This window comes from Mucilaginibacter sp. NFR10 (assembly GCF_900100445.1).
GTDB classification, from domain to species: Bacteria; Bacteroidota; Bacteroidia; order Sphingobacteriales; family Sphingobacteriaceae; genus Mucilaginibacter; species Mucilaginibacter rubeus.
Genome location: NZ_FMTV01000009.1, coordinates 80495 through 94197 on the forward strand (window position 1 = coordinate 80495; position 13703 = coordinate 94197).

A 13703-nucleotide genomic window follows, 5' to 3' on the forward strand; every position below is an offset into this window, starting at 1 on the left:
CGGATTTTATCTGCTTAAAGTGAAACAGCCAACCGCTATATCCCGTTATGCAAAAGCTTGATTATTCATAAACCAGTGGCGATAGTACAATTGAGTGTTTTTTCATATTATTACGGATAATATGAAAACCCTATACCAAAACACAATTAAACTCATTCCCTTCGCTTTACTGGCTATATCATTACAAAGCTGTATTAAACAGCCGGGAGCATGGCGAAACGACCAGATTCCCGGCGGTAAACGCGACGATTTCCACAAACTTAACGAACAACTGCTCCATGACCTCCGTACCGGCAACAGTGATGATATCAGCAATATGGAATCGCGGGAGATGCTGGACGACAAGTCAAATCTAAGGCAAATAGACTTGGTAGGCAACGCTGTTAAAACTGCCGACTATGATATTTACGATGAATATTACATTGTAAATAAACATCGCAGTACAGATACCATAGGCAATCCGTCGGCAGGCATTAACAGTTATAAAATGATCTATAATGGTATTACCCATGAAATGTACATGGCGCTTTTTTTGCCAAAGGATAAAAACCTGCCTAATCAGGAAATGATTACCGCTCTGTATGCCAAATACGATTATGGCTGGAAACTAACCTCGGTAAATGTAAATACTTATAAAATTAATGGCAAAACAGCCCCGGAGCTTTATGAGCTGGGAAAAAAGAAATACAATAAACAGCATTTTGCCGATGCCCGTTTAACCCTTGAGCTTGCTTTACAATGTACCGCCCCTAACGACTACTGGCAATACGAACACGATACCGATGCAGGCAAATTATTCCAGGATGCTGCCGAGGCAACAGTAAAACAATACCGTTTCCCGGTAGTAATTGATGGTGTTGCAGGCGAACCGCGGGTATTCCGGATTGGCAATCAGAAAAACAGCCACGGCTGGTTCCCGGTAATTTTTTATACAACCAAAGTAAACATTGCCGATACCAACGCGGTAAAAAGCGAGAACACGCAGATCGGGAAGGTTATTAACAAACTACTACCGGGTATTACTGAGGATAAGGATTATATTTTCTACTCTGCCTGCAGCAAACTGCCGCTGGGCGCTGCAAGGGTTGAGCATTTTGATATTACAGATAAGTTGAGATAACAGGCTATAAATCCCCGTCGTGATGCCGACCTTGTTTCGGCACCCCACAGGACAAGTAGCCGATTTGCTCAGCGCGATTGCTTAGCGAGTGGGGTGTTGAAACAACATGACAAACAAAAAAGGGGGCACCGGGCAAAGCCTTGCTGCAGCGATGGATGACATATCTTTGAGCCCCCCCTAAATAAAAGAAGCCCCGGAACAATTAATGCTCCGGGGCTTCTTTATAATATCAAATCGATTTTATCAAATCGCCTCCAACTCCAACACTACACTGGTGTGATAAGCGCTGTTTCCGGGATTAATACCCACATTCATCAGGAAATCGCCGGTAAAAGTTAAATCCTCTTTGCCTAAAACCGAACCCGCGCCCGGATAAAGGTTAATTTCTTTTACACGGTATTTTTTATTAGGGTCGAGGCCTTTTAGGCGTACAGGCACTTTGGTACCCGAGCCGTACCGGTTATTCACCAGGTAGTTAAACATTACTGCCTTTGATTTATCGTCGTTTACATACATGATAGATGCCGCGTCGTTATCCCATGGCGAAGCTAAGCGGTACTGGTCGCCGTGCCAGATCACATCTTTTAAGCCGTCATAGTTTTTCAACGCCGACTGACAGAAACTCAAATCGTTTTCGCTTAGTTTGCCAATAACAATATCAAAGCCCATTTTACCCATCATGGCTACATCCACACGGAATTTGATGGGTTGTTTGCCCCAATCGGTAACGTGGTTTGAGCTGGTGATTGCCGGGTAGAAGAATGAATACTCCCACTGGATAAATACACGTTCCAGCGGATCAGTGTTATCGCTTGGCCAAAACTCGGTAAAGTATTGCAGTGCACCATAGTCAACCCTTCCGCCGCCGCCCGAGCAAAGCATCAGAGGCACTTTAGGATATTTGGCACGAACGCGTTTCAATACATTGTATAAACCATTCACATAATCAACATAAATGTGCGACTGGTCTTTTTTCAGGTATGCTGAATACGCGTTATAGATTACCGCGTTACAGTCCCATTTGATATAAGCCAAATCAGGATTTTTGGTGAACAGACCGTCAACCACGCCAAATACAAAATCCTGCACTTTAGGGTTAGCCAGATCAAGCACCAACTGGTTACGGAAGTATTTTTCAGGACGGTTGGGCTGTTTAATCACCCAATCAGGATGGGCTTTGTACAGGTCGCTGGCAGGATTAACCATTTCCGGTTCAATCCAGATGCCGAATTTTACACCATTGGCCTGCGCTTCTTTTACCAGCGAACTGATGCCATTTGGAAGCTTTTGTTTATTTTCCTGCCAATCGCCCAAACCTGCATTATCGCCGTTACGCGGGTGGCTGTTGCCAAACCAACCGTCATCCAACAAAAACAAGTCGACGCCCAGCTTTTTGGTATCTTTTAGCAGGCCGGCAAGTTTGCTCTCGTTAAAATCAAAATAGGTTGATTCCCAGTTATTGAGCAGGGTAAGCCTTGAGCCGTTACCGTCAACAATTTTGTATTGGCGTGCCCAACTTTGCAGCTTGCGGCTGGCGTCGCCCTTACCATGATCAGAGTAAGTGTAAAGGAAAGCTGGCGTAGTAAATTCAACACCTGGTTTTAAATGATATTCGGAAGCGGCATTGTTGATCCCTGCAATAATTTTCAGGTTATTGGCCACATCCAGCTCAAAATCAATCCTGAAATTGCCCGACCATTCCATAGCCCCGTAAAGCACTTTGCCTTCATCTTCGGTAGCAGGTTTATCCATTGATATGGCGAACATCGAATGCTCATACAGGTTGGCACGGGTACCCAATTTGCTGTCGATAGTTTTAATGCCATGGGTTAAACGGGCTTCTTCGGGCTGCATTTCCATAGCCCAGTTGCCGTGGTATTGTTTTAACCAGAAACCGCCGGTAGTATTACCCTTCAGGTTTAAATTGGCAGATGCATATTTATCAAGTGTCACTATCCCCTTTTCGTTATGCTTTATTACCGACCATTGTTCGGTAACATCCTCTTTAAAATAGGTTTTGTAGTATAGCTTTACTTCAAAATCATAAGCAGGATCTTTCATGGTAACTACCAGTAATGAAATATCATCATCAATCTTGCTTACCGTATGGTTTACGTAGGTTAGGTTTAATGATTTATTACCATCGGCATGGGTAACTGTAATAGCCGGCTCACCCAGACTGGCTGAGCCTGATGGTGTGTAAGCATCGTTTTGTACGCCCGAATCATCGGCTTGTTTGTACATTTTTGAGATGCCTGCATACTCGGCTGTATTGGCAAGCTTTGCACCCAGGTACACCATGTTGAGGTGTTTTTCGGCATCGGTTTGTAATACAATAGCAATGTGCTGTGTTTCAACAGGGATGGTTACATCCTGCGCTGCTGCCCTGCCGGCCAACAGCATTGAGCCTGCGAAAAGCAGGCCCAGTGGTAAAGTTTTTCTTTGAGTAGTTCTCACGTGTGATTTTTTGGTTTAACCGGCTGCTTCGGTAATTTGGTTTATCATGTTTTGATGTATCCTTGCTCCAAAGTGCCCGGCATCAAGTTTCAGAACCTCGGTAAAGGCCTTTTGTGCCTGCTCGAAATCACGTAAACCGAGGTATCCCAGTCCCTGTAAAAAGTAGCAATGCACGCGGTTCCTTACCTGCAGATCATCTTCAAAAATGAGCAAATTTGGCAGCGAGACGGCAAAGTAATCAATTTTTACGTTATCATCCATGTGCCCGATACCATAATTAAGCAGTTTTTTGAAGATTCGTTCGGCCGATGTACTGTCACCCAGACATTTTTTAGCTAAACCCTGATAAAAGATCTTATCAGGCTGCTGATCGTTATAAAAAACAGCAGCTGTCGGGTCTTCCAAACCTATGGCTGCCTGCTCAAAATAAGCCTTTGCCTGTTCAGTTTGCTGCAGGCCTTCATGGGCCTGGCCCAGCCAGTAAAAGATATCATTTTCCTGTGTGCCGAATAGTTTACCCTCGCCTAAATTATGTGGGTAGGTTTGTGCCTGTGTTAACTGTTCAATGGCTTCATTGTATTTGCCATCGCGGATGTTTTGCTTGGCCAATTCAACCAAAGCTGCAACATATTGCCCCGAAGCTTTGCCTTCGCCGCCCTCCCATGGGTGGAATGTTCTTTGCACCACCTGTTCAAACGCGGTTTGGTACTCGCCTAAAAAGTTATACAGCGTTGCACGCTCTAAATAAACATCATCACGAAGTTTGGCAGTCTCCAGATTAGCTTCAACAAAATTCAGTCGTGCTTCTGCAGAATAGTTCAGCTTTTTGTAAAGCTGGTCAAGTTCCATCAGTACACGGGCATCTGTTCTATCCAGCGCGAAGGCTTTTTCAAAACAAATTAAAGCTTTTGCCGGGTCATTACGTTTATTATAATAGGCTATACCCAGATTCCTGAATACTGTTGGGAAAGTATCATCAAGCTCTGCCGATGTTTCCCAGGTCGCGATGGCATCATCATACTGCAGTTTGTCATAAAACAGGTTGCCTAAATAATAAGGTGCTTTGGCATCGCTGGGCACGAGCTCAGCGGCCAGTTTCAGTACGCTGATCTCTTCCAGCCTATCGGGGAAGCACAGGTACGAATCGGCAGCTGAGGCCAGCTTAAAGCGTGCTGATGCCTGTTCCTTATTACCCATCTGGATAGCAAAGTAGCCCAGGTAATAATATACCATCGGGCTGGTAACATCACCGTTCACCGCATAATTCAACAAATCGGTAGCTTCCTGGTACAAACCTGCATTGGCGTAATCAAGTGCGTATTCAATGTAGTTTTGGTAATAACCGCGCGATAGTTTAATGAGTTCATTAAGGGTGGCAGTGCCTTTTTCTTCATCACCCAAAGCTTTGTAAGCATAAACCAGCTCAAACAGAGCGCCCAGGTTAAACGCATCCCTTTTTATTGCCGCTGTAGCTACCTCGACAGCATCTTCAAAACGCCCGAGCTTACGGAAAGCCGCCGAGCGCAAAACATAGGCTTTACTGTTATTGGCATTTCTATCTAATGACGACAGCGAGTGATCAAGCGCCAGTTCGTAATCGCCGTTTTCAAGGTCTATCTGCGCTACCGAAAAATAGCCGCTATCTTTCCAGGCATTGCTCCAGGTGGCTTTGTAAAATGCTTTGTAAGCATCCTCTTTTTTGCCGAGGAATTTCAACGCCAAACCTAAATTGTAATAACACTCGCTATCATAAGGATTAGGGTTACGCTGGGTGATGGTTTCAACCGCCTTGCGGAAATAAGGCTCGCTTTTAGCAAACTGTCCGCGGCGCAGGTACCACAAGCCTAAAGCATTATTATTGCGAATATCTTTCGGGTCACGGCGCAGGGCCTCTTCATAATAAGGTACCGGGCTATAAGTAGCATGGCGGTACTGCTCCAAATGCTGCGCGGTTAAAAATAACTGCTCGTTATTTTCCACATCGGCAGGCAATAAAGCTGGTTTAGCTGCCTCCGGGATATTGTTCAACTTATTGCTTGCTGCATCATATTTGATGAGTTCTTTGCCCACTGCCGAATGTACAGTAAGCAGCAAAAGATTCTCGTTAATATCTTTAACAGCCATCTCGCGGGTATAAACCTGTTCTGGTACAATGCAAACTTTTTCGCTCAATAATACTTTGCCATCATGCAGCAGTTTGATATTCAGGTTGTTTTGCTCGCCGGTTACGTAAACTTTCAATAGTAGTTTGCCATCTTTATAATCAAGTGCCAGCAGGATATCTTTGGTAGCATTTTTTACTACGCCAAGCTCGCGGTATGGCATAAAGTATTGGGTAAAATGTTTTTCCTCGTGCGGCATCAACCAGGTAAAATCGGGTTGGTTATCGGTAAACATACCTGTCATGAGCTCAATGTACGGGCCATCCTCGTCGGTTAGGTTCCTGTCCCAGGCAACGCCGAAATCGCTGTGGCCCCAGGTCCACTGTTTTTTGCCGGGCGATACATGGTGATTGGCTACGTGCAGCAAACCGGCCTGGCTGTCATGCTCATATCCGCCCACAAAATCATAGTTGGAGTTGATAGCCATGTACGACGTTGGCACCGGGATATTTTTATACCTTGAGATATCTGTACCCGGCGAATAATCAACTTTATAATAAGTACCTGTAGCTATCGGGAATGTTGATACGTCACGCTTACCATGGTCAAACACCGCGTTCACATCAGGCGGAAAAACCGACTGGTAATCGTCATTAACTTTCACCGCCGGGTTTGCCCACCATAAAAAAGTTTGCGGCAGGGCCGAGCGGTTATAGAGCTTCGCTTTTATTTCGATGTAAGCCTTATCCGGGTGCAGCGTAAAACCGGCCATACCTTTGGTATGGAACATGCGCTCAACCTCGTTAACCCAAACAGTTTTGCTGCCATCGGCATTTTCTTCAATCTTATAGTCAACCGGCTCAAAAGTACTTGGGCGGTGGTGCTGTGGCCAGTTAAACTCAATACCGCCCGAAATCCAGGGGCCGGTTAACCCTACCAATGCCGGTTTAATTACCTGGTTATAATAAATGAAATGGCGGTCCCTGATTTTGTCATAAGCCATCTGGATACGGCCGCCAAGCTCGGGCAGGATGAGTACTTTGAGGTATTTATTTTCGAGGTAAAGGCCTGCGTATTCTTTATCTTCTTTTTCGTCGTAAATTTTTTCGATAACCGGGTTAGGGTACACCTTGCCGCTGCTACCCTGGTAAACGCGCTTTTCAAAAAACATGGGATTTTTATCGGGCTTCCCTATACCGTAGGTTGGGATAACTACCTTCTCTTCCCAAACATTTACATACAAATTATTCATGTGGCTTATGATTATTAATGTCTTACTAAATTTTCTTCTAACTCTTCAAGGGTTTGACCTTTGGTTTCTCTCACTTTTTTAAGCACAAACAAAAAGCCTAAAAAGCAGATCACCGCGTACATATAAAATGGCCCGTAAGTGCCCAGCACCTTAGCCAGTATAGGGAAGGTGAACACCAATATAAAATAGGCAGCCCATAACGATACAATGGCCACTGTTGATGCAGCGCCACGGATCTTATTAGGGAAGATCTCTGAAATAAGTACCCAGGTTATAGGTGCAAGTGAAAGCGCGTAAGTGCTGATGGCCAGCAACACAAATATGGATACCAGCCCGGCCGCCAGGTGATTTTGCAGCAGGTAAGCCAATACAATATAAAATATGGATAAGCCCAATGAACCAATGAGCATCAACGGCTTACGGCCGAGCTTATCAACCTGCCACATGGCCAGCAAGGTAAAAACCAGGTTAACTATACCAATGGATACAGTTTCAAACAATTGCTGGTTTAAGCTTGAACCCACCGAGGCAAAAATGGTTGAAGTATAGTTAAACACCACATTGATGCCACAAAACTGTTGAAACACAGCCAGTGTAATACCTATCAATACGGCGGGGCGTACGCTTTTTTCAAATACGGCGCGGTACGATTGCTTTTTTACGCCGCTAAGCGATTTTTCAATGGCCTGCTGTGTTGAAGTCACAAAACCTTCGGAGCCTATTTTGTAAAGCACCTTTTCGGCATCAGTGTGCCGACCGGCCTTGATCAGCCACCGGGGGCTTTCGGGCAGGGCTATAACCCCTAATAAAAATACCGCGGCAGGTACCGTGCCCAAACCAAACATCCAGCGCCAGGCATTATCGCCGCTGTCGGCCAAAAAATAGTTACACAGGTTGGTGATCAGGATGCCCAATACCACGGTAAGCTGGTTGATAGCTACATTACGCCCGCGCACCTGTGCCGGAGAAATTTCGGCAATGTACATGGGGCAAAGCATTGATGCCATCCCTACCCCTATGCCCGCTGCAAAACGCAGAATGATAAAATAAGTGAGCCCGGTTGAAAAGGCAATACCCAGTGACGATACCGCGAAAATAAACGCCGCAACCATCAGGCCTGGTTTACGGCCGTATTTTTCGGCAATGCGGCCGGCTATGATACAGCCCACGATACAGCCCAGCGCCAGGGAACCGGTAAGGAAGCCCTCCCAAACAGGGTCAAGCGCAAACTCCTTGCGGAGGAACGGCAGCGCACCCGATATTACGGCAAAATCAAAGCCGAACAGGTAACCGCCCAGTGCCGATATAAAGGAGATCCCTATAATATAGCCGCTGTTAAATTTTACTTCTTTTTTAAAATCGATGGTCATTTGATATTGGTTAGTTTCTTCTCTCTGTATAAATTTACTTTAATTACAGTCCGTTATTAAATAAGCTTTGGGCTTTCTGCCTTTTGCTTTCAGCTTCATAGGGTGCCAAACTTGTATAAAATACTTTGGTTATATACATCGCCTGCCCGCAATACAGCCTGCGGAAAATCAGGATGATTGATGCTATCCGGATAATGCTGACACTCCAGGCACAACGCATCAAAAGGTTTCGCCCCCTGGCCAGTATGTATAGGCGTAGTGCTGCTTAAATAATCACCGGTGTACAGGAACACGCCGGGATAATCCGTATAAACTTTAAGGGCACGGCCCGATGCTTCGTCGGTTAAAAGAGCGGCATAAGTTAAGCCGTTCTCCCTGTCTCCAGTGTTGATAATGTAAAACAGGTTAAGGCCCTCAACACGGTTTTCATCTATATTAAATTTATCGCCCAGCTTGTTATTATTGAAAGCCTTTTGCCCGGCTGGTATAATTGCCCCGCTCGGCGTATAATCTTCGTGCAAATCCACAATACTATCCGACAGCAGGGTAAGTTTGTGGTTATAGATCTTACTTTTAAATGCCGATAAATTAAAGTAAGCGTGATTGGTAAAATTTGCTATCGTAGCTTTGTCGGTAGTAGCTTTATAATTGATCAGCAACTCATTATCATTGCTCCAGGTATAGATAACCATAAGCTCCAACTTACCGGGATAACCCCCATCGCCATCAGGGCTGGTCAGGGTCATCATTACGCCATTATCAAAAGCTTCGGCAGTAAACACCCTATAGTTAAAACCGCTTTTACCGGCATGGTTGGAATTTTTACCTTCATTGGCATCCAGGTGAAAAGTTTCGCCTTCGAGCTGAAATTTTACCCTGCTGATACGGTTGGCGTACCGGCCTATGGTTGAGCCGATGTAGCAGCTATCGGTTAAATACCCGCTCAGGTCAGGAAAACCAACCACCACGTTTTCAAAGTGCCGCAGCCTGTCGGGCACCACAACTGATACAATGGCCGCGCCGTAATTGGTAAGTTCAACATAGGCCCCCTTCTCGTTTTCAATTTTGAAAAGATAAACGTTATGACCGTTATGCTGCCCCCATAAACGGGTTGTGGTGTTAACAGCCATGTACGTTCAGATATTTAAATTGTTTGTTCATAAGTTATCAGCTTCATTAAACAGCCAGATAATTTGCCTGACTTGTTTTAGCCCTAATTGGTTTTGGTAAACCTACTATGAAACAGGTGTTAAAAAAATGGATATTCTTTAAAAAGTGATGGATAATACTATCATTTGCCGGCAGGTATTAAAATCTTGCCGGGATAAAAAAAATAAATACCTTTAATCGCCAGTTATACAGCAACGTTATGAATGTGATAGCCGAACCTAAAAAACGGATCAAAGAAGGCTTTATCGGTCAAAAAATGATCGTATTGCCACCAAACATAAAAAAAGCCATCACCAGCAATGCTTTGATCAAAGGCTTTTACCTTACCGCTATCGGCTATTATCCCAAGGCGGCCTTTCATGACCGTGAACGCCGTACAGGCAGCAACGAATATATTTTTCTTTATTGCGTTGATGGAGAAGGCTATGTTTATTTAGGGGGCCAGGACCACACCCTTAAACCCAATACTTTTTTCATTATCCCCCGTAACGTGGCACATCGTTATAAAAGCTCGGAAACCAATCCCTGGAGCATTTACTGGGTACACTTCAGCGGGCTAAATTCGCACCTGATCTATGAGCGCTCGCTCGAAAACGGGCAGCCTGTGGTACAATCTGTTCCGTACGACAGCAGCCGGATCAAGCTTTACGAACAGATCTACGCCGTGCTTGAACACAGCTATCATGAAAAAGAAATGGAGATCGTTAACATCAACCTGCTCAATTTTATCTCCTCGCTGGTTTATTATAAGCAAACCAACCCGATTGATTATGATAACGATTTTGTGAGCAACTCCATCGCTTATATGAAAAAACACATCAGTCAAAAGTTTGAAGTGATGCATTTGGCAAAACAGCAGGGAATTTCGGCATCACATTATTTGCGGCTGTTTAAACAAAAAACAGGCTCATCACCTATTAACTATTTTAACCTGCTCAAGATTCAAACCTCCTGCCAGTACCTGTACTTTACCGACAGGAGCATTAAGGAAATTTGCTCAGAACTGGGCTTTGACGACCCTTATTATTTTTCAAGGCTATTTACCAAGCTGATTGGCATGTCGCCGTCAAAGTACAGGAAAACACATAAGCGGTAGGCCGGCGCAGGTCGGGTTAAAGCCGGCGGCGAGAAATGCCAGGGAATAAAACAGATGACTTAGTTACTCCTCATCCTTTCACTCTCCTCTTTTGAACCGCTTTCCGGTTTCCCCAGGCCCGCGGGTCTTGTGCTGCCAAACGACTTTGAATAAGTAAGTTTAATTACCGGGAAACGTCTGGTTTCGGTATTGACAAGTACGTTGCTCTTTATGTCAAAAGCCTCACGTGTAAGTGTGCCGTACCGCACATGGATCTGTGCGGCACTAAACACATCGGCCACTGATAACTGCAAGCTGCCCCCGTTATTTTTCAGCTCTTTTTTGATCCCGGCATTGATCACCCCAAAACCATCAACCCTCGTTGTGCCATTGTATGACAGGGAATTGTACTGTCCCGATACCTCTGCCAAAAAGCTGCCGGGCAGCTTAAACAACTGGTTAAAATTAAAGGAATATCCGAAGTACGATTTGGTTAATGGATGTAAAGTATAATCCTCCTTAAACTGCCTTAGGCCGCCAACAAAGCTATAGGTCATCTCCCACCAGTTACTTACTTTAAACGGCGCATTGGCCTGCAAGGTAAAGTAGTTTTGATACGGCAGATTTTGTGGCGAAATGAACAAAATATCGTGCGCAGGGCTTTCGCTGAGCTGATAGCGGGTTATGGCATTATCATCCCGGCTGTAAAGTAGGGAAAAGCTATAGTCGCCGTAGTTATAGCCCAGTTTTATATTGTTGGTGATGGTTGGTTTAAGAAAAGGATTGCCGGTGTAAACCGCCGTAGGGTCGCTGTATGCAAAGTATGAGGCCAGGTCGTCATATGATGGACGACTGATCCTTTTGGTATAGGACAGCTGCAATTCGGACCGGTCGCCCAGCTTTTTGGTAAACAGCACTGTCGGAAACAGTTTTCCCAGTTTACGGTTTACAATATTGCCGCCGGTTTGCGGGTTATCCATATTGGTATAGGAATACTCATAACGCGTCCCGGTATTAAGGCTTATGCTTTTGCCCAACTGCCAGGTGAGGGACAGATAAACCGCGCCAATATCCTCTTTCATGTATATGTTCGCGGCGGTCTGCATATTACGCTTCCAAACCCCATTGTTAAAATTTTCGATACCTGATGAGCTTGAACTGCCGGTATGCGTTCCTTTAATACCTGTTTCCAGTTTTAGCAAGGGCGATAGCTGGTTGGTATAATCGGCTTTAAACACACCTACGTTGATGGCCGTATTGGCAAATCCGCGTTGCCTTTGCGCGCTTACGCTGTTATTGGCGTACACCTGCTCACCGTATTTGTTTACAAAGGAAGTATTAACTTCGCTTGGGCTGTTATTTCCATAATGGATGTAATCGGCTTCCATGCTCATCTTCTCCCCGTCCTTCAGCACGCGTTCAATATTAAGCGAGCTGGTGAGGTTATCCCAGTGGCCGTTCCCGTTGATATGACCTATATACCTGAGCAATGAATCGGGCAGGATCTTATAGCCCGCATTACTGTAGGTATAAGTAGGCGAATGGCTGTTGTTATAGCTCAGGTTAACGCTTATGGTAGTTTTAGGATCCAGCTTAATATCAGTACCCAGGGTGGCATTGTGATTATTGCTGATCCTTTTAGTTTTTGTGTAAAACTCTACCTCGGCATTGCCTCCGATAAAAGGCATGTATTGGCTTCCGGTAATAAAAAGATCGGTATAGGTCCTGTCGTGCTGGAAAGTGTAGGAGCCATACAGGTTAACATTTTTAGTATTATGATTGAGGTTGATGCCGGCCGTGCCTTTTTCGCCCATGCCGTAACCGCCGGTTAAGGAATAGGAGCCGTTTGTTCCCTGCTTTTTGCTTTTCTTCATTACAATATTGATGATGCCGGCGCTGCCTTCAGCATCGTATCCGGCGGGCGGGGTGCTCAGCAGTTCTATTTTTTCAATATTATCGGCACTGGTACCATTAAGCAAATTCATGACCTGGGCAAGCGGCATACGCACCAGCTTGCCGTTGATCATTACAGTAGCCCCGCTTTTACCATTTAGCGCAATCCCGTTATCCCGGTGATCGATAGTTACGCCCGGCGAACGCTCCAGCACCTGCAGGGCCGTACTGCCTTTGGTAAGCACGCTGCTTTCAACATTTACCACTAAACCATCGCTGCGCTGCTGGTACAATGGCTTATTTGCCCGCACTACCACCTCGCCCAATTGCCGGGTGTCCTCCTTCATCACAATAACCGCAAGATATTTTGCATCCTTGCTCCCACTGATTTCAAAAGGCGATGAAAACCAGGTTTGATAGCCGATACTGCTTAACCGCAACCGGTAATTCCCGGAAGGGGCATCCGCAATATTATAGCCTCCTTGTTCATTGGTAAGCATACTTTTAACTGAAGATGAATCTGTAGTTCTGACAAGCGATACAGTGACATATGGCAAGGGCTGGCTGCCGGCCGTGGTAACCCTGCCCGACACCTGGGCATTTACTATTTGTGCCAGGCAAATAAGTAACATACTGATACATAAAGTTTTCATGTGGCGTTTGTAACCTTTTTGGTGGTTATACCGGCAAATAAAAACGGTGCTTTAAACTTTAAAAAACGTGAATGATGAGTGACATGAGATAATTGATGAGATACACAGAAGCGGGTTAATGGGTTTAAAACCAAAACTATATTGCCTTTTTTACGGCTTATAAGTTAAAGCCTGCATTTGGTCAATTATTTGTGCAGGTTGATACAATAACAAAATATAAATCAGTGCAATTGCTGTATCTTTAGGTAGGATATTGGAACGCGCTGGCCTCAGGGTCCTCTGCGAGAGACCCTGATGGGACGGGAAACAGTTTATAACAGCCGTTGTTGCGAGCCCCTACAGGTACGGGGCACTATATAACGGCCGTCATTGCGAGTACCCATCAGGGAACCTGAAAAAAAATGAAATGACATGTAAAATATATTTTAACGGTGTTGCGCGTGGGGTGTTGCGCGTGGGCCGCGTTAGGGATTGCAGTGTAAAGCCCGGAGCGCGCAAAGGGGGTGCGGGCGGGAAAGGCGAGGACTTGCAACGGAAAGCCCGGGCCGCAGGCAACGCCCATGTTATAAAATCCATCAAGAAAAATATACTTAATAATCAATAACTTACAA

General features: G+C 45.1%; 7 protein-coding genes. 2 read left to right on the forward strand and 5 right to left on the reverse strand.

What is annotated here, in order from left to right; translation table 11 throughout:
- Positions 1 to 121 precede the first annotated feature (121 nt).
- Positions 122 to 1120 (forward strand): hypothetical protein, encoded by a 999-nt coding sequence (locus tag BLP33_RS24075; RefSeq protein ID WP_090533986.1) that lies wholly within the window; start codon positions 122 to 124, stop codon positions 1118 to 1120.
- Between the two features lie 243 nt (positions 1121 to 1363).
- Here BLP33_RS24075 and BLP33_RS24080 read toward each other — a convergent pair whose 3' ends face one another.
- The 4 genes from BLP33_RS24080 to BLP33_RS24095 all read right to left on the reverse strand — a co-directional run bounded on the left by BLP33_RS24080 (position 1364) and on the right by BLP33_RS24095 (position 9431).
- Positions 1364 to 3577: an alpha-galactosidase gene (locus BLP33_RS24080; protein ID WP_254780245.1), complete on the reverse strand. Its 2214-nt coding sequence runs from the start codon at positions 3575 to 3577 to the stop codon at positions 1364 to 1366.
- A 15-nt stretch (positions 3578 to 3592) separates the two neighbouring features.
- A complete protein-coding gene (locus tag BLP33_RS24085) occupies positions 3593 to 6931 on the reverse strand; it encodes a DUF5107 domain-containing protein (protein WP_090533990.1) in 3339 nt (1112 codons plus the stop codon).
- Positions 6932 to 6945: 14 nt separating this feature from the next.
- Positions 6946 to 8331, reverse strand: coding sequence for a sugar porter family MFS transporter (locus BLP33_RS24090; RefSeq protein ID WP_256382339.1), 1386 nt, complete (start codon positions 8329 to 8331; stop codon positions 6946 to 6948).
- 65 nt (positions 8332 to 8396) lie between these two features.
- Positions 8397 to 9431, reverse strand: coding sequence for an aldose epimerase family protein (locus tag BLP33_RS24095; RefSeq protein WP_090533993.1), 1035 nt, complete (start codon positions 9429 to 9431; stop codon positions 8397 to 8399).
- A 239-nt stretch (positions 9432 to 9670) separates the two neighbouring features.
- Between BLP33_RS24095 and BLP33_RS24100 the strand changes: the two genes are divergently transcribed.
- Positions 9671 to 10567: an AraC family transcriptional regulator gene (locus tag BLP33_RS24100; protein WP_090533995.1), complete on the forward strand. Its 897-nt coding sequence runs from the start codon at positions 9671 to 9673 to the stop codon at positions 10565 to 10567.
- Between the two features lie 59 nt (positions 10568 to 10626).
- Here BLP33_RS24100 and BLP33_RS24105 read toward each other — a convergent pair whose 3' ends face one another.
- Complete coding sequence (locus tag BLP33_RS24105; protein WP_090533997.1) at positions 10627 to 13092, reverse strand: TonB-dependent receptor; 2466 nt, start codon at positions 13090 to 13092, stop codon at positions 10627 to 10629.
- Positions 13093 to 13703: the final 611 nt, after the last annotated feature.

Coding starts and splice junctions, on each gene's coding strand:
- BLP33_RS24075 (WP_090533986.1), top strand. CDS start 122: ATGAAAACCCTATACCAAAACACAATTAAACTCATTCCCTTCGCTTTA.
- BLP33_RS24085 (WP_090533990.1), bottom strand. CDS start 6,931: ATGAATAATTTGTATGTAAATGTTTGGGAAGAGAAGGTAGTTATCCCA.
- BLP33_RS24095 (WP_090533993.1), bottom strand. CDS start 9,431: ATGGCTGTTAACACCACAACCCGTTTATGGGGGCAGCATAACGGTCAT.
- BLP33_RS24100 (WP_090533995.1), top strand. CDS start 9,671: ATGAATGTGATAGCCGAACCTAAAAAACGGATCAAAGAAGGCTTTATC.
- BLP33_RS24105 (WP_090533997.1), bottom strand. CDS start 13,092: ATGAAAACTTTATGTATCAGTATGTTACTTATTTGCCTGGCACAAATA.